Origin of the sequence: Marinospirillum perlucidum, from assembly GCF_003336805.1 — a bacterium.
Lineage (GTDB): Bacteria > Pseudomonadota > Gammaproteobacteria > Pseudomonadales > Halomonadaceae > Marinospirillum > Marinospirillum perlucidum.
In genome coordinates this window covers 88,148-106,899 of record NZ_QFWJ01000003.1, presented here as the reverse complement: position 1 = coordinate 106,899, position 18,752 = coordinate 88,148, and the positions used below count along the sequence as shown (strand labels likewise).

At 52.7% G+C, this 18,752-nt stretch carries 21 protein-coding genes and 1 tRNA gene; 12 read left to right on the top strand and 10 right to left on the bottom strand.

Annotation, left to right across the window (positions count from 1 at the left end):
- Window positions 1-14: 14 nt before the first annotated feature.
- Together DFK18_RS05340 and DFK18_RS05335 are read left to right on the top strand one after the other, a co-directional pair.
- On the top strand, window positions 15-1,196 hold the full coding sequence (locus tag DFK18_RS05340; protein ID WP_114417210.1) for a helix-turn-helix transcriptional regulator: 1,182 nt from the start codon (window positions 15-17) through the stop codon (window positions 1,194-1,196).
- 148 nt (window positions 1,197-1,344) lie between these two features.
- Window positions 1,345-3,012, top strand: coding sequence for a hypothetical protein (locus DFK18_RS05335; protein WP_114417209.1), 1,668 nt, complete (start codon window positions 1,345-1,347; stop codon window positions 3,010-3,012).
- Window positions 3,013-3,078: 66 nt separating this feature from the next.
- Here the strand turns inward: DFK18_RS05335 and DFK18_RS05330 are convergent, their stop codons facing one another.
- The 3 genes from DFK18_RS05330 to rsmD form a co-directional block, all read right to left on the bottom strand.
- Entirely contained in the window at window positions 3,079-3,333 is a 255-nt protein-coding gene (locus tag DFK18_RS05330) for a YfhL family 4Fe-4S dicluster ferredoxin (protein WP_114417208.1), read from the bottom strand.
- Between the two features lie 65 nt (window positions 3,334-3,398).
- Entirely contained in the window at window positions 3,399-3,872 is a 474-nt protein-coding gene (gene coaD, locus DFK18_RS05325) for a pantetheine-phosphate adenylyltransferase (RefSeq protein WP_114417207.1), read from the bottom strand.
- 84 nt (window positions 3,873-3,956) lie between these two features.
- Window positions 3,957-4,571 (bottom strand): 16S rRNA (guanine(966)-N(2))-methyltransferase RsmD, encoded by a 615-nt coding sequence (gene rsmD, locus DFK18_RS05320; RefSeq protein ID WP_114417206.1) that lies wholly within the window; start codon window positions 4,569-4,571, stop codon window positions 3,957-3,959.
- Between the two features lie 187 nt (window positions 4,572-4,758).
- Between rsmD and ftsY the strand changes: the two genes are divergently transcribed.
- The 4 genes from ftsY to rpoH all read left to right on the top strand — a co-directional run bounded on the left by ftsY (window position 4,759) and on the right by rpoH (window position 8,615).
- The gene (gene ftsY, locus DFK18_RS05315) at window positions 4,759-5,808 is read left to right on the top strand and encodes a signal recognition particle-docking protein FtsY (protein ID WP_114417204.1); all 1,050 of its coding nucleotides are present in this window, start codon (window positions 4,759-4,761) and stop codon (window positions 5,806-5,808) included.
- 26 nt (window positions 5,809-5,834) lie between these two features.
- A complete protein-coding gene (ftsE, locus tag DFK18_RS05310; RefSeq protein WP_114417202.1) occupies window positions 5,835-6,503 on the top strand; it encodes a cell division ATP-binding protein FtsE in 669 nt (222 codons plus the stop codon).
- Window positions 6,500-7,591, top strand: a complete 1,092-nt coding sequence (gene ftsX / locus DFK18_RS05305; RefSeq protein ID WP_114417200.1) for a permease-like cell division protein FtsX — start codon at window positions 6,500-6,502, stop codon at window positions 7,589-7,591. The genes ftsE and ftsX overlap by 4 nt, the downstream gene beginning before the upstream one ends.
- Before the next feature lie 157 nt (window positions 7,592-7,748).
- Window positions 7,749-8,615: an RNA polymerase sigma factor RpoH gene (gene rpoH / locus DFK18_RS05300; protein ID WP_114417198.1), complete on the top strand. Its 867-nt coding sequence runs from the start codon at window positions 7,749-7,751 to the stop codon at window positions 8,613-8,615.
- Window positions 8,616-8,676: 61 nt separating this feature from the next.
- On the opposite strand, the gene trxC is transcribed toward rpoH, so the two are convergent.
- Window positions 8,677-9,111 carry a thioredoxin TrxC gene (gene trxC / locus DFK18_RS05295; RefSeq protein WP_114417196.1) on the bottom strand — a complete coding sequence of 145 codons (435 nt, stop codon included), beginning with the start codon at window positions 9,109-9,111 and terminating at the stop codon, window positions 8,677-8,679.
- A 299-nt stretch (window positions 9,112-9,410) separates the two neighbouring features.
- Between trxC and DFK18_RS05290 the strand changes: the two genes are divergently transcribed.
- Entirely contained in the window at window positions 9,411-9,935 is a 525-nt protein-coding gene (locus tag DFK18_RS05290) for an ATP-binding protein (protein WP_114417195.1), read from the top strand.
- 15 nt (window positions 9,936-9,950) lie between these two features.
- Window positions 9,951-10,316: a hypothetical protein gene (locus DFK18_RS05285; RefSeq protein ID WP_114417193.1), complete on the top strand. Its 366-nt coding sequence runs from the start codon at window positions 9,951-9,953 to the stop codon at window positions 10,314-10,316.
- Window positions 10,317-10,350: 34 nt separating this feature from the next.
- Here DFK18_RS05285 and DFK18_RS05280 read toward each other — a convergent pair whose 3' ends face one another.
- The 6 genes from DFK18_RS05280 to DFK18_RS05255 form a co-directional block, all read right to left on the bottom strand.
- Window positions 10,351-10,737 carry a DUF3592 domain-containing protein gene (locus tag DFK18_RS05280; protein WP_114417191.1) on the bottom strand — a complete coding sequence of 129 codons (387 nt, stop codon included), beginning with the start codon at window positions 10,735-10,737 and terminating at the stop codon, window positions 10,351-10,353.
- 307 nt (window positions 10,738-11,044) lie between these two features.
- Entirely contained in the window at window positions 11,045-11,644 is a 600-nt protein-coding gene (locus DFK18_RS05275; RefSeq protein ID WP_114417190.1) for an NAD(P)H-dependent oxidoreductase, read from the bottom strand.
- A gap of 87 nt (window positions 11,645-11,731) precedes the next feature.
- Window positions 11,732-12,667, bottom strand: a complete 936-nt coding sequence (locus DFK18_RS05270) for an AraC family transcriptional regulator (protein WP_114417188.1) — start codon at window positions 12,665-12,667, stop codon at window positions 11,732-11,734.
- 60 nt (window positions 12,668-12,727) lie between these two features.
- On the bottom strand, window positions 12,728-13,828 hold the full coding sequence (locus DFK18_RS05265) for an MBL fold metallo-hydrolase (protein WP_218563905.1): 1,101 nt from the start codon (window positions 13,826-13,828) through the stop codon (window positions 12,728-12,730).
- Window positions 13,829-14,096: 268 nt separating this feature from the next.
- Window positions 14,097-14,951, bottom strand: coding sequence for an aldo/keto reductase (locus DFK18_RS05260; RefSeq protein WP_114417186.1), 855 nt, complete (start codon window positions 14,949-14,951; stop codon window positions 14,097-14,099).
- A 223-nt stretch (window positions 14,952-15,174) separates the two neighbouring features.
- A tRNA-Leu gene (locus DFK18_RS05255) sits at window positions 15,175-15,261 on the bottom strand.
- Window positions 15,262-15,611: 350 nt separating this feature from the next.
- Between DFK18_RS05255 and hpaH the strand changes: the two genes are divergently transcribed.
- The 4 genes from hpaH to DFK18_RS05235 are packed head-to-tail and all read left to right on the top strand — an operon-like array spanning window position 15,612 to window position 18,737.
- Complete coding sequence (hpaH, locus tag DFK18_RS05250) at window positions 15,612-16,415, top strand: 2-oxo-hept-4-ene-1,7-dioate hydratase (RefSeq protein WP_114417185.1); 804 nt, start codon at window positions 15,612-15,614, stop codon at window positions 16,413-16,415.
- A gap of 30 nt (window positions 16,416-16,445) precedes the next feature.
- Window positions 16,446-17,252 (top strand): 4-hydroxy-2-oxoheptanedioate aldolase, encoded by an 807-nt coding sequence (hpaI, locus tag DFK18_RS05245; protein WP_114417183.1) that lies wholly within the window; start codon window positions 16,446-16,448, stop codon window positions 17,250-17,252.
- Between the two features lie 30 nt (window positions 17,253-17,282).
- Entirely contained in the window at window positions 17,283-17,951 is a 669-nt protein-coding gene (locus DFK18_RS05240) for a fumarylacetoacetate hydrolase family protein (protein WP_114417182.1), read from the top strand.
- Window positions 17,952-17,954: 3 nt separating this feature from the next.
- Window positions 17,955-18,737, top strand: a complete 783-nt coding sequence (locus DFK18_RS05235) for a fumarylacetoacetate hydrolase family protein (RefSeq protein WP_114417181.1) — start codon at window positions 17,955-17,957, stop codon at window positions 18,735-18,737.
- Window positions 18,738-18,752 lie beyond the last annotated feature (15 nt).

Below are 18,752 nucleotides of genomic sequence, written 5' to 3'. Positions count from 1 at the left end.
AAGGGGTGTTCCCCATGCAGTCATCCCTGCCTCAAACGGATGCCGCAACGCCTCCCAGCCAGGAGCTAGCGCACTACGATGCTCTTTTGCATCAGCTCTATGCATCCATACAATCCAATCAGGGTTTCACCGGGTTTCTGGAAAGGCTTTGCCAGGATTTTAGCTGTTACAGCGCTACCCTGGGATTATTCGATCGCAAAAAAAACCGCCTTTACGGTGGTTGGATGGCAGGTATTTCCGATGCCGCCGTGCACTGGTATAGCGCCAATCTGGCAGACCGGGACCCCTTGGTTCAACAAGCGATTGCCCGAGAAGGTAGCTTTTGCATTGCCAGCCAACAACAGGAAGTCCCCCTGCACAGCCCGCTACTTCAGGAATGGTGCACGACCTCGGGCATTCATGATGGAGCCTGTGCGCTGGTTCATTCCACAGCCAGCCAACACACCTTTTTGACGCTTGGCAGAAACCAGGCCCAGCCACCCTTTACTGTTAGGGAAGTGGAAGTATTCGATCGTTTGCTGCCTCATCTTCGCCGTGCTATGACTCTTCACTGGTTGATTCAAGCGAACCAGAATGCGCAGCAGCCCCTGCTACAGATTCTGGACAGCCTTGATCAGCCGCTAATCATTGTTGATGGTCGCTTCCAAGTCACTTTTCTCAACCAGGCTGCCGACAACTGGTTAAGACAGGATGAGCGAGTCCAACTGGATGAAGGCATCCTTACCTTTACCGAACCCCGCCTGCATGCAGACTTCATGCACAAACTGTCTCTCAGCATTCAGGCTTCGACTCATCTGGATACCACCAGTGATCAGGTACTTTATCTGCCTGCAGGCAAAGAAACGGGAGCGACTCTGGTGTTATCACCTCTAGCCAGCCAAAGTCCGGCATCCCCCATGACTCCTGCCACACCGATTGCTGGCTGTCTGCTTAGCCTAAGGGCGTGGAATAACCAACTCCCCTCCCCGGAACAGTGGAAAGACCTGTTTGGTTTCTCCGATGCCGAAGCTCGTGTTTGTCTAGGCTTGTGTCAGGGCAAATCCGTAGATCAACTGGCGGACGAACTCTGCCGTGAAACCTCGACTCTCCGCAGCCATATAAAATCCCTCTTACGCAAAACAAACACCCAGCGCCAGGCAGAACTGGTGGCCCTGGTGCTTAATTCCACACTCGGCACTTACCTCAATAAGCCTTGAAACCCATGTGAAGTCGTTCACACCTTTCACCCCTCTCCCCAATTTTGGGGATAAAACAGCTCGCATCTTCCCCAATCCTGAGGATTTCTTCTCCCGGTAAATACGAAAAAATTGTCATCACCCGATCCAAAACTTGCGGAGATAGACAATGAAACCCTTAACCCTCCCCCTACTCAGCGTGACTCTTTCAGCTTTTTTTATCAGTGGCTGTGGAAGCAGTAGTGATAGCGGTTCCAGCAGCAATCAAAACACTTCATCGAACAACACTTCGACTAGCAGCTACGACCTGAGCGGCACTATTACCGGACTTGATGGCTCCCTGGAGTTAAAAGAATCACAAAGCGGAAAAACCCTCAGCGTGACCGATGGCAGCTTCAAATTTGAAGGTTTCAGTAACGGCGATACCTATGAAATCACTTTAGCTGCAGCACCAACAGGTCAGCAGATTTGTTCTGTGGAAGGGCTCAGCGGCAGCATCAACGAGGCATCCGTAAGCAATCTGGATATCAACTGCCGAGACTGGGAAGACAGCAGCACCCAGATTTCTTCATCCACCGCTACCGAATCCATCAACCCCGATTTGGCCAGCAATGGCACTAGTGTCCTCGCCTATTGGGAAAGCAGCATGCCCTTACAAGGGGAACAGCTGGCTGGAAACGCTTATAGTTTGAGCACTAGTAGCTGGAACTCCAGCCCGACGGGTACTTATCCAGGAACCGGCGGACAAACCCGCGACCAGGTTCAGATTGTCGCCAACACTTCTGACAATGAAACTGTCATTTATCTGGAATCACCCACCAGTGGCAGTGATGCGCTTTATGCTGTCATCGACTCAAGTTCGACCAGCATTCACGATCCCGACGCCGGTGCCGGTGATGTAACCCAGGCCGCTGTGGCCATGGATTCCCAAGGCCACACGCTGGTCGCCTTTTTGCAGTCCGACGCCGGTGGCAAGCCATCGATTTACTATAATTACCACGATGGCAGCAGCTGGAGTGGCGCGGCGAAACTGGAAACTGATGACACCAACGATGCCTATGCCCCTGCAGTTGCTTTTACTGCAGATGGCAAGGGCGTTGCTGCCTGGGCCCAGGACAATGGCTCTTTAGGCACCAGCATCTATGCCAGCATCTACAATGGAACCAGTTGGACTTCACCCACCGAAGTGGACACTCTTTCCGGTGGCTATGCCAACGCAGCCACCCAGGCTCCGGCTATCAATGTCAGTGACGAAGGTGATCTTCTCTTGGTCTGGGCGCAGGGCAATGGGCAGGCGAGTAGCCACGCAACCAACCTTTATGCCGCTTTTTATACCAGTGCAGATGGTTGGGGGACCCCCTTTGAAGTCGATGCCAGCAGCAACACCCAGGTCGCTTCCTACCCCCAAGCCTACGATTACGATGCCAATACCAGCCAGGTGATTTGGGCACAGAACAACCAGGGACTGACTGCTCAATGCAGCTTTACCACAAAAAGCTGTGAAACCCCGAAGGTCTTTGCTGATTCAGGTCTCTACAATTCATCCCCCGTGTGGGCTGTAGATGGAGCAGGAAATCAGGTTTTTGCCTGGAAGCAGAATGATGAATCAGGTAATCAGCAGGTCTACAGCCGCCGCTATCATCAACTGGGCAGTAACTGGAGTGATGCCATGCAGATGTCCACTGGTACTCAGGACATTGAAGGTATGGATCTGCTACACGATGACAAGACCTTCATGTTGGTCTGGGCAAGTGACAACAAAATTCAGGCTCGGGCACATCGACAAACATCAACAACCAGCGGTAGCCAGGTCATCAGTAAAGCAGGCAGTTTTTGAACCTGGCTAATATAAAAAAAGAGCGAACCCCGGGGTTCGCTCTTTTTAGTTGGGCTTCAAGGCTACTTAGCCTAGAGCAGCTTGAATGGCCTCGTATTTTTCCATCAGCTCTTCTTTGGATTCTTCATGGTTGGGGTCTTTGGGAATACACTCAACCGGGCAGACATCCACACACTGGGGTTCATCATAGTGGCCCACACACTCCGTACAGAGGTTCGGGTCAATTTCATAGATTTCATCACCCTGAGAAATGGCACCATTGGGGCACTCAGGCTCACAAACGTCACAGTTGATGCATTCGTCAGTAATATACAAAGCCATACACTTTGTCCTCTTCAAATAGCGAGTGGGCTGTTGGAATTTTGATAGTTTTTTGAGCGAAGGGTTCAGGCAAATCTTTTCTTCAGGGCAGTGGCAACAACCGGGTGCACCAGGTGATCTATCTCGCCGCCCAGACTGGCCACCTCCCGAACCAGGGATGAGGCCACAAAAGACAATTCAGGAGAAGGCGGCAAAAAGACGCTGTCCACGCCGGTCAAACTCCGGTTCAACTGGGCCAGGGGCAATTCATAATCAAAATCAGCCCCGGAGCGCAAACCTCGCAAAACGATCTGCGCGTCCTGTTCCTGCATGAAATCCACCAGCAGACCCGAGAAACCCTTCACCTCAATTTGCGGGTAGGAGGCCAGAACCTCTTGTGCCAAAGCCAGACGTTCATCCAAAGAAAAAGCCGGTTTCTTTCCAGGGTTGGCTGCTACGGCCAAAATGACCCGATCAAACATCCTGCAGGCCCGCTCAAGGATGTCCTCGTGACCGCGAGTCAGGGGATCAAAGGTTCCAGGATAAACAACCAGGCTCATGATAACCTCCCAGCAAAAAGAGGATGCATCTTACCCAAAAGGCCTCTTCGGCTCAAATAAGCTCTGCTTCTATCCAAGTAACCGTCAGGAAGCGCTTATATTAGCATTAACTGAAGCACGCTGATACAGCGAATAGCGCACCTCACCAGCCTCCTTTTCTTTCAGCAACGACCAGTTATCGGGTAGCTGCTGTACAGGAGCCTGCTTTTCGATCTCCAGGTAGATTTTTGCTGACTCGGCCAGCCAGCCCTGATCTTCCAAAAGGCGACAGGTTGGCTCCAGTAACCCCTGGGTAAAGGGAGGGTCCAGAAACACCAGATCAAACGCCTCCTTGCTTTCCTGCTCCAGATATTGAAGCGTATCGGCATTGAGCACCTGGGCCTGATCACCAGCCAACTCTGTCAATAGCTCTCTTAGCTGCTTGGCCACTCGCGGCTCCTTCTCCAGAAGAAGCACCTGGGAAGCCCCTCGACTCAGGCTTTCTGCAGCCAGAGCGCCACTACCGGCAAAGGCATCCAGACAACGACTACCGGGCAGATCAAACTGCAACCAGTTAAACAGGGTTTCCCTGACTCGATCCGACGTTGGCCGCAAACCTTCACAAAAAGGCACAGGTAACTTGCGCCCCCGCCAGTCACCGCCGATAATCCGAACCTGGCCCTGTAGGCCCTGCTTTAAACTTTTTTGACGTTTTGGCATCGTGTCTCCAGTTACTGCAATAAACCCTGATTGACTCTATCCGAGCAAGTCGATGACAGAGGACAACCGACTTTTCGCCCGCCTCTGCATCCAGTCTCCAGGTGCCCGCTGACCGGTGTTTTCTACCTTCAGGGGCAAGCAGGTGATAGGATAACCCATTCAATAAACGATTAAGATACCAACACCCATGCTAGGACTATTTAAACGCGATAAAAAACAGTCGCAAGAGGCTGAAAACCCGGAAGATCCAGCGACCACCTCCCAGGAACCCCAAGACCAGGAGCCCCAGACCAAAGAAGGGCTTTTTAGTCGCCTGAAAAAAGGCCTGTCCAAAACCCGTAGCGGCCTGACCGATGGCCTGGCCAGCCTTTTTGGTGGCGGGCGCAAGGTTGATGACGAACTGCTGGAAGAACTGGAAACCCGCCTGCTCATGGCCGATGTCGGCATGACGGCCACGCGTGAAATCATCGACAGCCTGACCGAAAAGGTCGATCGCAAGCAGTTGCAGGATGCCCCGGCTCTTCTCGAAGCCCTCAAGCAGGAACTGAAAAAACTGCTGGAGCCGGTTGCCCAACCACTAGAGCTTCCTGAAAACAGCGACAAGCCTTTTGTCATTCTCACCGTAGGCGTCAATGGCGTCGGCAAAACCACCACCATCGGCAAACTCGCCAAACGCTACCAGGGTGAAGGCAAGAAGATTCTTCTGGCCGCTGGTGATACCTTCCGCGCTGCCGCCGTGGAACAGCTCAAGGTCTGGGGCGAGCGCAATGAAGTGCCGGTCATTGCCCAGCATACCGGTGCCGACAGCGCCAGCGTGGTCTTTGATGCCCTCCAGGCAGCCGTATCCCGCAAAACCGACCTGCTAATCGCCGACACTGCCGGGCGTCTGCATAACAAAAGCAACCTGATGGAAGAGCTCTCCAAGGTGCGCCGGGTAATGCAAAAAATTGACCCCGAAGCCCCCCAGGAAACCCTGCTGGTACTGGATGCGGCCACCGGCCAGAATGCCGTGGCCCAGGCCAGAGAGTTCAACCAGTCGGTTCCCCTGACCGGCCTGGTCTTGACCAAACTGGATGGCACTGCCAAGGGCGGCATTGTCTTTGCCTTGGCCAGGGAGCTAGGCATCCCTGTGCGTTTTATCGGCGTGGGTGAACAGGCAGATGATCTGCGTGATTTTGATGCCGAGAGTTTTGTTGATGCCCTGCTGGATATCCAGCTGGAAGAGGCCTCTTCCTGATCCCCTGAAGGCCACCCGGAGGGCCCATGATTCAGTTCAGCAATGTCTTTAAACGCTACGAAAACGGCCACGAAGCCCTGCAAAACGTCAACTTTCACCTGAATGAAGGGGAGATGGCTTTTCTGACGGGGCATTCAGGGGCCGGTAAGAGTACCCTGCTCAAGTTGATCATGCGCATGGAGATCGCTACCCGCGGTCAAGTCAAGATCGATGGGGCTCATCTATCGCAAATGGGAAGCCGCCACATTCCCTTCCTTAGACGCAAGATCGGGGTGGTTTTTCAGGATCACCAGCTGCTCTTTGATCGTAGCATCTATGACAATGTTGCCCTGCCCCTGATTATCGAAGGCATGGACCCTCGGGAGATCGGCAAACGAGTCAGGGCGGCGCTGGACAAGGTTGGCCTCCTGTCGAAGGAAAAATTCACCCCCATCATGCTGTCCGGGGGTGAACAACAGCGGGTGGGTATCGCCCGGGCAGTGGTCAACAAGCCCCCCATTCTGCTCGCGGATGAGCCGACCGGTAACCTGGACCCCCAGCTTTCAGCAGAAATCATGCAGCTGTTCCGTCAATTCAATGCGGTCGGGGTCACCGTACTCATCGCATCGCACGATCTCAACCTGATTACCCGCATGGGTCTGAGAATGCTTGCTCTCACGGAAGGCAGCATCACGCATGATGGAGTTCCCAGATGATAGGTAAACGTCCCGGCACCTCTTCACGACCCAGCGGAGCCACCTTTCAGGATGGCCGTCGCAACCAACGCCCGGCTCCCCAGGCCAAGCGCAAACCAGCCAACCGCCTGAGGAATGAACCCTCTCCCAAGCCCAGCAGCGGAGGAGCGCGGATCAGCGAGGTGAAGACCGCTACCCGTTTCCGTGCCTGGCGTCGCCACCACGCCAACATGGCGGTGGATAGTTTACAGAGACTCCTGCGTAGCCCTCTTGCCAGCCTCATGACCTGGGCGGTCATTGCCATCGCCATGTCGCTGCCGGTGGCCCTGTATATTTTCCTGAACAATGCCCAGCTGGTATCCAGCAACTGGGATGGCAATGCCCAGATGTCGCTTTATCTGGAAGCCGGTGTCAATGATGCCCGCGGCCAAGCCCTGATGCAGGAACTGCAAATGCGCGAGGACATCGCCGAAACCCGCTATCTCTCCAAGGAACAAACCCTGGCAGAGTTTCGCGAGTTTTCCGGTTTTGGTGAAGCTCTCAACTACCTGGATGGCAATCCTCTACCTGCAGTCATCGTGGTCCGCCCCAGCATCCAGGGGGTGGAAGCCCAGGAACAGCTCGTCACCGAACTGGATCAGCTACCTGAAGTAGAAGAAGCCCAGCTGGATCTGGCTTGGGTCAAGCGGCTCTTTTATATTATGGAACTGGGACAAAGGCTGATTACCGCTCTGGCCCTGCTACTGGGGATAGCCGTTCTTCTGGTTGTAGGTAATACCATCCGCCTGGCCATCGAGAACCGGCGCCAGGAAATCCTGGTCACCAAACTGATTGGAGCCACCAATGCCTTTGTTCGCCGCCCTTTTCTCTATACCGGCATCTGGTATGGCCTGGGTGGCGGACTGCTGGCCTGGTTACTGATCAACCTCTCGCTGTTCTGGTTAAAAGGCCCGGTCAGCTCCCTAGCCAGCGCCTACGCCAGCGATTTCAGCCTGATCGGCCTGGGTTTACGGGATTCCCTATTGCTGCTACTTTCAAGTACAATATTGGGTTGGTTGGGTGCCTGGATTGCCGTGGGTCGGCATCTGGGAAAAATCGAACCTCGATAGAGGTCGCGAGCAGCCAATCATTCGCCTGAGAAGGTCTCTGATCCTTGCAAAACGGGCAACAACTGTAAGGATTAGGACTTCCAGAGAACTTTTAAAGCCCGAACCAGTCTTAAGGTTCAATCGACTTTAATGAGCTTTTCGGTTTACGGAGACCAACATGAGCAAACAACTTCAGGTTGTTGACCTTTTTTCACCCGGTCGTGATCTAAGTGCTTACATCCAGACCGTTAACAGCATTCCCCTGCTGACTGCCGAGGAAGAAAAAGACCTTGGCCACCGTCTGCAGGACCAGGGAGATCTGGAAGCTGCCCGTTTACTGGTTCTCTCCCACCTGCGTTTTGTTGTGCATATTGCCAAGAGCTACAAGGGCTACGGCTTGGCTCAGGCTGACCTGATTCAGGAAGGCAATGTCGGCCTGATGAAAGCCGTCAAACGCTTTGATCCTACCCTGGGCGTACGCCTGGTATCCTTTGCCGTTCACTGGATCAAGGCGGAAATTCACGAATTTGTTCTCAAGAACTGGCGTATCGTCAAAGTGGCCACCACCAAGGCCCAGCGCAAACTCTTTTTCAATCTGCGCGGCGCCAAAAAAAGTCTGACCTGGCTGAATGGTGACGAGGTGGATGCCATCGCTGCTGATCTCAACGTCAAACCCGAGACAGTGCGCGAGATGGAAAGCCGCCTCAGCTCCAATGATGCAGCTTTTGATGGCTACCAGGATGACGATGAAGACAGCGCCTCCTATGCCCCGGTTCACTACCTGGAAGACCAGCGTTACAACCCGGCCAGCATGATTGAAGCCGATAACACCGAAGCTGATGCCAGCAGTCGCTTGCAAGCCGCTCTGGCCGATCTTGACGAGCGTAGCCGGGATATCCTCCAGCAACGCTGGCTCAATGAAAGCAAGGCCACGCTGCATGAACTGGCTGCAACCTATGGTGTGTCTGCGGAGAGAATCCGGCAGCTGGAAAAAAACGCCATGAAAAAGGTAAAAACTGCGATGCAGGGTGAACTGGTCGCCTAAACCGACCCATCCCCCCGTTTTCACGGCCGTGCTCAAACGAGCACGGCTTTTTTACTGGCAATCAAACAAACTGCTGCAACCAGCTTTTTAACTGACTGCCCTGCAGCGCACCAGCCTGCCTGGCAATCTCCTTCCCACCTTTGAAAACAGCTAGCGTAGGAATACTGCGAATCCCGTATTGGGCCGCCAAGGCCTGATTATCCTCGGTATTCACCTTGGCAAACCGAAAAGTTCCCTGAAACTCCTGTGCGGCTTCGGCAAAGACAGGCGCCATCATTTTGCAGGGACCACACCAACTGGCCCAGAAATCCACCACTACCGGCAAATCCCCCTGGAGCACCAGCGGCTGGAAATTCTGCTGATTGATCTCCACCGGTTCGCCTGGAAGCACTGCATTTTTGCACTGGCCACATTTAGGACCATCTTTAAGGCGTTCTGTTGGTATCCGGTTAAAGGCCAGACAGGAAGGGCAGGCCACAAGAGAGACATTACTCATAGTCATCCTCACGATTGATTAGTATTGACTAATACTATTTGGGCAACCCCCGGCAAATTAAACCCCACCCGGAAAATATCCGAACAGGAATTTTCTATTACCTGCACCAAAAGTTAACCATAATTTTAAAAAGGCTATTAAGGCCCAATAATTGCTAAAAATAAACAGGAAACAAGAAACTAACAAAAAATATGTTTAAGACCCAAAAAATGCTCTAGTCTTAAACACTTTAAATAACTTGGGCACCAAAAACAAACCTAACAAAAATAAGGTTATTGTCCCAACCTAAGGAAAAAGTCATGACGGGAAATCGACTGAAAGAAGTTCCTGAAAATTTAATTAACCGTATTTTTAAAAAACCGAGGAGACGTACCCATTTGGTCAGCAGTCTGAAAGAGGTCAATGAATTGGCAGACCGGCTGGCCAAGCATTTTCCACAACCGGTCAAGGCCAAAATCGGCTTGACTGAACTCCTCACTAACGCTCTGGAACACGGCAACCTTGGCATCACCTCCAAGGAAAAAAGCCAGCTTCTCCAGGCGGGCAAGTATTACCAGCACCTGGAAAAATGCATCAAGGCTACACCCCGACAAAAACTCGCCCTGCAACTGGAAGTATTCAAAAATCAAACAGAGACCAGAATCAGCATTAAAGATCAGGGTCAGGGTTTTGATTACAAGAATCACCAGGAGCAACAAAACCTGCAACCGGCCATCAGTGGCCAGGGCATTAAAATTGCCCGAGAACTATGTTTTGACCAAATAAACTATACCGAAGGTGGAACTAAAGTTACCGTTTGTTCTTTTAAAACCGATAAGATTTAAAAGGGGATTCAACCCATGCAAGGCCGCAAAATCAAGGATTCGGAGCACCCAGCCCATGCCAGTTTAATCTGGCATGCGCAACAACTGGAAACCTGTCTACAGGCAAAGAGATTGCCCCAGGCGGCAGAAACCCAGCTACTCAAATACAAACTGGAAAAAATCACCACCACAGCCACCCAGCTCGGACACAGGGAACTGGCTACAGCCTCCCACCGTTTGTATACCCGTCTGGCCAGTCAAAACTGCTCGCATCAGGAGCTGCATTCCAGCCAGCAACAACTGATGCAACTCATTAAACGTCACACCCATAGCAAGGGGCCCGGTGATTTCTGGCCTGCAGCAACCGAGGTGATCGAACCCTCTAAAGACACACTTAGCTAGTGCCAGGGACCGCAAACCAGCCCCTGAAGCCTGATTAGTTATGAACCAGATTATCGGTAGGATCTTCAGGATCGTATTTTACGGTCAGGAGAGTACCTTCTGAATAACGTTCATCGCGCAGGCGCTCAACATAGCTTTCACTCTCAAAGTCTTCAGTTTCATAGTCGCCTCGATAGACTTGACCATCTACCTCAAATTCGTACTCGATCTCAACGTAGTACTCGACTTCGATATAGGTGGTTTTATTACCATTGCTGTCCTTTTTGCTTTCCAGTTCGGTTTCCTTGACCACCTCGGCCAGAACGATCGTCGCCTGGGTTTCCGGCCACTTGGCCACCTCTAACTGGCGCATGACCGCAAGCACCACAACAATCACTGCGATCACCCCAAAAAAGACCTGCGAGTACTTTTTCTTCTTCATATTCCTTCTCTCACCTAACCTTTAACAATCAGCAAGACTGCCCATCAGCCTTAAAAGCTTGCCAAGATTAACAGATAAATATCCCTTTAAAAGATAGGTATTTAGATGTACTCGATGCTATATTTAGAACATATTCCACTGTTTTTATTGAGTTTTGACCCGCAACCTCCAACTGTCGACCTGCAGATGCTCACCGGTGCAAGCCAGCAGGTCGATTCATAACAGTGCCTCCAGGCTTCTATGCAACCCAGCCGGGGACGAGATCAGAACCGTTTGAGAAATGCGAGTAAGGCAGGTTTTATTGCAACTAGCGTTGCAGTCGTTCAATCAACTGACGCTGGTAATCGGGCAACTTCGATCTGGAAAAGGCCTCAAAGGCCAGAGGCGGCAAATAAGTCATACCTGCATGCAAGGCGCTGGCTTTCATCGGGGCAAAGACATCGCTCAACTCAAAACCCACGCGACCGCTTTCACCATAGGTAGAGCTTCCTCCGGCAGCTGTGGTCACCAGAAGCATTTCCTTGCCCTGCCACAAACCCGGCCCGGCACTTCCCCAGACATCATTAAGATAGGCTTTCATCATCGGCGTGATGTTGAACCAATGAGTCGGAAACATGAACACGATCCGTTGGTGCTGGCGAGTTAATTCCCGTTCTCTGGCCGCATCTATGGCCCGGGTATCAAAACCATAGATGGTTTCCAGATTTCTTACCGTCACACCTTCAACCCGCTCGGCAGCTTCCTGCATGCCGAGCGTCATGACCGAACGCTCAGGATAGGGATGAGAAACAATAACCAGGGTCTTGATTGCCGTACTCAAGGTTTCTTCTGTTGCGACTGCAGACGGGGCCAGAACCCCCAATGACAAGCTGAAAAGGGCTAATTGGACCAAGCGTTTTAACTGCATAATAAAGTTCCTGTTGCTTTATAAAACCTGAACCGCCTAAGCAAGGGGTAAAATTAAACTCTAAGCACGGCGACCCTCTCACCGAATTCAGGCTGACTGCTGTATGAGCTTACGGATATCCTGCATCGGCGGCGCACCAAACATGCGACTGTATTCACGACTGAATTGTGAAGGGCTTTCATAACCCACTTGGAAAGCCGCGCGGGATGCATCCAGATGCTCTGTCATCATCAGACGCCGGGCCTCACTCAGACGGATACGTTTTTGGTATTGCAGGGGAGTCATCGCTGTCATCGCCCGAAAATGGTGGTGAAAAGCCGAGACACTTAACCCCGCCCGACTCGCCATTTCATCCACTTTGATCGATTCGTTGTAGTGCTCTTTCAACCATTCCAGCGTGCGTACCACCCGATAGCTGTTGCGCCCCGAAGCAACGATTTGACGTAAACGCCCGCCCTGCTCGCCTTTTAGCAAACGATAGATAATTTCCCGCTGAATCAGTGGCGCCAGCGTTTTAATATCTTCAGGTGTATCCAAAAGCCTGAGCAGGCGCTCAAAAGCATCGAACAAAGGCTCTTCAACCCGGCTAACCGCAACACCCAGAGAGTCTTCCGAGCGGTCACGATCACTGATCGGGTTTTCCAGAACCAGGCTGGATAGCTCGCGCAAATTGATTTCCATGGTTAAACCCAGGTAGGGCGCTTCAGAGCTGGCTTCCAGAATTCTGGAGACGACGGGCAAATCGATGGATGTAATCAGAAAATGATTGCTATCGTAGACAAAGGTGTCTTCGCCCACCACCAACTGCTTGCGCCCCTGGCCGATCAAACAAATACTGGGGGCCAACATATAACTGGTTGGTTCTGTGGGCTGCTCCCAGCGATGCAGATTCAGCCCTTCTACAGCAGTGGGCTGTAGGTGAACGCCCTGTGTATGACGATCGATCTGTTGGGCCAATTCCGCAGAGGCTTTCAAGGAATTGAAGCTGCTCCGCTCACCCGCTGTTAGTGCTTTTCCAACCATTTCCCACCTCCACACACCTGAGCTAAAAATCCCGCCTCTTGTCCTTTCAACTGGTGCTACTTATTGCCACCAGCGATCCAGCGGCGTTTGCTCCAATTGATCCAAAAACAGAACCTGACCAATTCTGGGCGTAACCAGCTTGTAGGGTTTATCCCGGCTTGCCTCGACTAATCTTTGGAAGGGTTCCTGCCAGGGGTGCCTGGCCAGGGTAAACCGACCCACATGAGCAGGCATCATGGCTCGGGCCCCCAAATTTTCAGCCGCAGTGGCCGCTTCCTCAGGATTCATGTGAATATAGGGCCAACGCTCATCGTATTGACCGCTATCCAGGGCGACAAAATCAAAACCGTTAAAGTGCCTACCTAATTCATTGAAATGCGGCCCGTAGCCAGAATCCCCACTAAAGAGTAGACGCAATTCAGGCGTTTCCAGAATAAAACCGGCCCAGAGGGTCTTATTGCGAGTCAGCAAACGGCCGGAGTAGTGACGCGCCGGAATCAGATGAACGCGCACCTCCCGCCCCAGATCAAAATGATCAAACCAGTCACCTTCACGAATTCTTTCTTCAGAATAGCCCCAACCACGCAGGTAACTACCGATTCCCAAGGGAGCAAGCACTTGTTCAACCTTGGGCTCAAGGTCTCGGATACTGGGGTAATCCAGGTGATCCCAGTGATCATGACTGATCAACAGGGCATCAATGGCCGGCAGCTTGGGCGCGGAGAAAAGATTGGTTCCTGCATAGGCGGGATTTAAAAACCCCAGGGGTGCGGCCTGGTCGCTCAATACCGGATCCAGCAATAAACGCAGCCCATTGATTTGGATAAAAAAGGAAGAATGACCCAACCAGACCACCAGATTCTTGTTAGGGTCCAGAGCATCTAGCTCAGTCGCCCAAGTGGGTAGGGCTTCTTCAGGGGTCAAACCTTCGTTACTTGAGGCTAGATTTTCGGTAAGTACCTGCAGGAAGGTTTTGTCTCCGGCAAACATCGGCGTAGGTATCAGGTTGCGAAAAGTACCTTCTTCATAATGCGGCGAGGCTTCAATCGCGACCAGGGCCTCACCTTCCGGCAAGTCACCAAACTTGGGATGATGCAAATAGAGAAGAACACCCAGGCAGGCGATACCGACGATTGCAAGAATCCAGTAAACCACTTTCATAAGCCCTCTTGTCATACTTCCAGCCCCTACTTTTAGTCAGATCAACCCGCTGGCCTGCCCAGCCGTCATTGCACGCCTCAATTCGGCTTTAATTGCTCCTGGCAAACCGGCTCAGTTGGTGAAAAGCAGGCAAGAGCAGGAGAGCTGCGCCAGGCATCCCCAAACATGAAAGTTCCTATAACCAGGATCTGTTGGATAAGCCCCTATCGGAAAGCAGGCCCCCACCCTGAGGAGGGGGCCTGAAGCTATTTTTATCCGGCTAACCCGATTATTGGAAAACCGGAAAGACGCTGGCTTCGCCGTAATCCTTGATCAGTTCAAGACCATCCAAAAAGGCCATGTCCTCATCACTGATTTCAAAATTCACATCCAGGTTGTTTTTCATATGCTCGGGGTTCGCCGTTTTCGGAAGAGGCAAAAGCCCTAGCTGCAGGTCATAGCGAATGCAAAGCTGAGGCACGGAAACCGCGTATTTCGCGGCCATCTGAATAATATCCTGGTTTTTGAACAGCTCACCATGACCGACGGGAGAATAGGCTTCCACCAAGAGTCCCTTATCGCGGGAATAATCAATGAGATCACGAGGCAGGTTACTGATATGGGCCAGAATCTGGTTAACCTGGGGAGCGACAGAACAGTGTTCAAGAATATTATCAATATCCACTGCCTGAAAATTGGATAAGCCAATCGCTTTCAACTTGCCCGCTTTGTAGGCAGCTTCCAGTGCTCGCCAAGCCGCCTGGTTGCCTTCGGCAAAGCGATCGCTGGAACCAAAATCACCCCAGGGCTGCGGACTATGAATGATCATCATGTCCAGATAATCAAAACCCATGCGCTCCAACGAAGCATCTATGGCTGCCGCAGCCTCCTCATAAGACTTGTATTGGGCCGCCAGCTTGCTGGTGACAAAAATCTCTTCGCGTTTAACACCACTGGCGCGCACACCTTCAGCCACCTCGGCTTCATTACCATAATCCTGGGCAGTATCCAGCTGACGATAACCCATCTGGATGGCCTGTTTCACAGCTTCAACGGCATCCGCACCCTCAATCATCCAGGTGCCCAGTGCCAACTTGGGAATCGCTACGCCATTAGCCAGTGTATAGTTTTCATCAGCAATCATTCTGGATCCTCCTAGCAGTTAGTGACCCATAAAATCTTCGAGGATCCACCACTTTATTTGAAGACACGAAAATATTGCTTTCTTGCCTAATACTCCGAAAAGGCATTGATATAGGTAAGAGCATCTTGGTACGGGGCAAAAAAGGGGAGCTAAGCAGCCTGCTTGAAAGCAAGCAAGAGACTTGTCGAAATGAAGGAGAAAGAAACAAAGATTGAATCTTAAGTGGTACCGGAAGCCGGACTCGAACCGGCACACCCTTTCGGGCGGTGGATTTTGAATCCACTGCGTCTACCAATTCCGCCATTCCGGCACAGGGATCAAGCGTTTGCGCTTGGTAGGTGCCCGCCATTATAGAGATGTTTCCCCGACCGTCAATAGCCCACCGGTTAACGCCTCAAAAAAAGCCACTTCAAGCAGTCGCTTGCTGCTGATACCTGCTTTTAAATGCCTTCTTTTAAGCGCAAAAGTGTCGCCTGACTGCCCCCTGCTTTGCCGCCCGAACCGGGCTTCACTTTGCTGGTGATCAGATATTGACTTACTTAATATATTAACTAAAATACCGAGAGTGATTACTTACGGCTTTCTATAAAGACATCAAAAATCCAGGCCGCAAGACGCATTTCTTAACCAACGCACAACAGCTAACAAGGTGCTCCAGGCATGTTAAATCAAGAACAAATCCAAGCAGCAGCAGACCGCCTCTACCAAGCAGAAGTCAACCGCAAGCAGATTCCGGCCCTTACCCTTGATTATCCCGACATGACCATGGCCGATGCCTATGCCATCCAAAAGCAGTGGGTGGATCGCAAGCTGGAAGATGGCCGCAAGGTTCTGGGCTACAAGATCGGCCTGACTTCCCGTGCTATGCAGATGTCCTCCAATATCGATGAGCCCGATTATGGTGTCTTGCTGGATGACATGCTGTTTGAAGACGGAGCCACCGTGAAGGCTTCGGATTTTCTCGATCCGCGTATTGAGGTTGAACTGGCTTTTGTCCTGAAAAAGCCGCTTTTCGGTGAAAATGTCACCATTTTTGATGTTCTCAATGCCACCGATTACGTCATCCCCTCGCTGGAACTCATTGCCGCCCGCTGCCTGAGAACCGATCCGGAAACCGGCTACACCCGCAAGGTGTATGACACCATCTCCGACAATGCCGCCAATGCCGGGATCGTTCTTGGTGGCCGCCCCATCAAGCCGCTGGATATCGACCTGCGCTGGGCTGGCTCCATGCTGTATCTCAACGGTCAGATCGAAGAAACCGGTCTGGCCGGTGGTGTCCTGGGCAACCCGCTCAAGGGCATTAGCTGGGTCTGCAAACGCTTTGCCCCTCACGGTGTGGGCCTGGAACCCGGTCAAATCATCCTGTCCGGCTCCTTTACCCGCCCGGTTCCGGTCAAGGCAGGCGATACCGTGCATGCTGACTTTGGCTCCCTGGGTGGCGTTACCCTGAATTTCGAGTAAATCCTCGGCTAGCGAGTGAAGGAGACGCATATGGAACTGCCCAAGAATCGTTTTAAGCAGGGGCTGGCCACAGGTGAAACCCAGTACGGCCTCTGGCTGGGGTTACCAGATAACTCCGCTGCAGAAATTGCCGGTCTGGCCGGTTTTGATTGGCTGTTGATTGATGGCGAACACGCGCCCTTTGATCTGCGCACCATCATGAGCCATCTGCAGGCCCTGGCCCCTTATGACGTTGCGCCCATTGTGCGCTGTGTGGAAGGCGATACCGCCCTGATCAAACAGCTACTCGATATCGGTGCGCAAACCCTGCTGGTGCCCATGGTGGAAACCGCCGAACAGGCTCGGCAGCTGGTACAGGCTGTGCGCTACCCACCCCAGGGTATTCGCGGTCTGGGCACCTCCCTGGCCCGAGCAGCCCGCTGGAACCAGGTGCCCGGTTATCTGCATAAAGCCAATGAGGAAATCTGCCTGCTGGTTCAGGTGGAAACCGCCAGTGCCTTGCAAAACCTGGATGCCATTCTGGAAGTGGAAGGCGTGGATGGTGTCTTTATCGGCCCCTCGGATCTTTCTGCCTCCATGGGCTATCCCGGTGATGCCGGAAATCCTGCCGTGGTCGAAGCCATCAATCAGGGACTGAACAAGATACGCGCCACCGACAAGTATGCCGGGCTTTTGTGCCTCGACCCTGATCTGGCCGCTGACTATGTCAACGAAGGGGCTGATTTTGTCGGTGTGGGTGTGGACACCCTGATTCTGGCTAACGAAACCCGCAAACTGGCCCAGCGTTTCAAACAGGGTCAGCCTGCCACTGAAGAGAAACCTCAGGCCGGCTACTGACAGGCCGCCAACAACACAAGAAGGTTAATCATGACTAAAAAGACATTGGTTAACAGCAAACTGATCTGTGTCGCCCTGAACGACAAGAAGCAGCTTGCTGCCCTGGAAGGGACGTTCAACGAAGCGCCCTACAAGAAGCCGCCCACCCAGCCGGTTCTCTACTACAAGCCACGCAATACCTGGAACACCGATGGTGCCACCATCGAATGGGCCAAGGATTTTTCAGGCCAGGCCGTGGAATCCATGGTCGTCGGTGCCAGCCTGGGCGTGGTGCTCGGCAAGGAAACCTGCCGCGTCAGCCCCGAAGAAGCCTTGCAGTATGTCGGTGGCTACACCCTGGTGGGTGATTTTTCCCTGCCTGAAGAAAGCTACTACCGCCCTGACATCAAGGGCAAATGCCTGGATACCACTGCACCGGTCGGTCCTGAAATCGTCCCTGCTGACAAAATCAGCAACCCCGATGCCCTGACCGTGACCCTGAGCGTCAAGGGCGAAGAAAAAAGCCGTTTTGACCTGAGCCAGATGGAACGCAGTGTCGCCGAGTTGATCAGCAAGATCTCCTACATCATGACCCTGCAACCGGGTGAAATCATCGCCGTCGGCTTTGCCGGTGATCGAGTGCCGGTTGCCCAGGGCGACCAGGTAGAAGCAAGCATCGAGGGTGTCGGCACCCTGAAAAACACGCTGGGAGGGGCCTGAACCATGAGACACGCACGCATACTTTTTGATGGCCGCGAACTGGACATCACCATCGATGGCCAGGATCGCATCACCACCAGTGAAGGCGAGCAACTGGATGTGAGCCTGGATTCCGATCAGATCACCTGGCTGCCCCCGGTCAAGGAACCCGGCACCATTTTCGCGCTGGGCATCAACTATGCCGACCATGCCACCGAGCTGGCTTTCGAGCCGCCCAAGGAGCCTCTGGTCTTCATCAAGCATGCCAACACCCTGACCGGCCACAAGCAGGTCAGCTATCGCCCTGACAACATCGACTACCAGCACTATGAGTGCGAACTGGTCGCGGTCATTGGCAAGAGCGGCAAGAACATCAAGCGTGAAGACGCACTGGATTACGTCGCGGGTTATACCGTCTGCAATGACTTTGCCATTCGCGACTACCTGGAAAACTACTACCGCCCCAACCTGCGCGTCAAAAGCCGCGATTCCCTGCTGCCCATGGGGCCCTGGATCGTGGATACCGCTGACATCCCTGATGCCAATGCCCTCAAATTGACCACCACCGTCAATGGCAAGCTGACCCAGGATGGTTCCACCAAGGACATGATCTTTGATGTGCCCTTCATCATTGAGTACCTCAGCAAGATCATGACCCTGAATCCTGGCGACATGATCTGCACCGGCACGCCTCACGGCATCGTCGACTGCCAGCCAGGCGACACCATCGTCTGTTCAATTGAAGATGTCTGCTCTCTCGAGACCCGCATGGTCAGCGAGCAGGAATACTACGGCGACAACTACTAAGTTGCAGGAGAAAAA

Coding starts and splice junctions, on each gene's coding strand:
- DFK18_RS05335 (WP_114417209.1), top strand. CDS start 1,345: ATGAAACCCTTAACCCTCCCCCTACTCAGCGTGACTCTTTCAGCTTTT.
- DFK18_RS05235 (WP_114417181.1), top strand. CDS start 17,955: ATGAGACACGCACGCATACTTTTTGATGGCCGCGAACTGGACATCACC.
- DFK18_RS05275 (WP_114417190.1), bottom strand. CDS start 11,644: ATGCAGTTAAAACGCTTGGTCCAATTAGCCCTTTTCAGCTTGTCATTG.
- DFK18_RS05330 (WP_114417208.1), bottom strand. CDS start 3,333: ATGGCTTTGTATATTACTGACGAATGCATCAACTGTGACGTTTGTGAG.
- DFK18_RS05340 (WP_114417210.1), top strand. CDS start 15: ATGCAGTCATCCCTGCCTCAAACGGATGCCGCAACGCCTCCCAGCCAG.
- DFK18_RS05290 (WP_114417195.1), top strand. CDS start 9,411: ATGACGGGAAATCGACTGAAAGAAGTTCCTGAAAATTTAATTAACCGT.
- ftsY (WP_114417204.1), top strand. CDS start 4,759: ATGCTAGGACTATTTAAACGCGATAAAAAACAGTCGCAAGAGGCTGAA.
- ftsE (WP_114417202.1), top strand. CDS start 5,835: ATGATTCAGTTCAGCAATGTCTTTAAACGCTACGAAAACGGCCACGAA.
- DFK18_RS05265 (WP_218563905.1), bottom strand. CDS start 13,828: ATGAAAGTGGTTTACTGGATTCTTGCAATCGTCGGTATCGCCTGCCTG.
- DFK18_RS05240 (WP_114417182.1), top strand. CDS start 17,283: ATGACTAAAAAGACATTGGTTAACAGCAAACTGATCTGTGTCGCCCTG.
- trxC (WP_114417196.1), bottom strand. CDS start 9,111: ATGAGTAATGTCTCTCTTGTGGCCTGCCCTTCCTGTCTGGCCTTTAAC.
- hpaI (WP_114417183.1), top strand. CDS start 16,446: ATGGAACTGCCCAAGAATCGTTTTAAGCAGGGGCTGGCCACAGGTGAA.
- DFK18_RS05280 (WP_114417191.1), bottom strand. CDS start 10,737: ATGAAGAAGAAAAAGTACTCGCAGGTCTTTTTTGGGGTGATCGCAGTG.
- DFK18_RS05270 (WP_114417188.1), bottom strand. CDS start 12,667: ATGGTTGGAAAAGCACTAACAGCGGGTGAGCGGAGCAGCTTCAATTCC.
- hpaH (WP_114417185.1), top strand. CDS start 15,612: ATGTTAAATCAAGAACAAATCCAAGCAGCAGCAGACCGCCTCTACCAA.
- DFK18_RS05260 (WP_114417186.1), bottom strand. CDS start 14,951: ATGATTGCTGATGAAAACTATACACTGGCTAATGGCGTAGCGATTCCC.
- DFK18_RS05285 (WP_114417193.1), top strand. CDS start 9,951: ATGCAAGGCCGCAAAATCAAGGATTCGGAGCACCCAGCCCATGCCAGT.
- rsmD (WP_114417206.1), bottom strand. CDS start 4,571: ATGCCAAAACGTCAAAAAAGTTTAAAGCAGGGCCTACAGGGCCAGGTT.
- coaD (WP_114417207.1), bottom strand. CDS start 3,872: ATGAGCCTGGTTGTTTATCCTGGAACCTTTGATCCCCTGACTCGCGGT.
- rpoH (WP_114417198.1), top strand. CDS start 7,749: ATGAGCAAACAACTTCAGGTTGTTGACCTTTTTTCACCCGGTCGTGAT.
- ftsX (WP_114417200.1), top strand. CDS start 6,500: ATGATAGGTAAACGTCCCGGCACCTCTTCACGACCCAGCGGAGCCACC.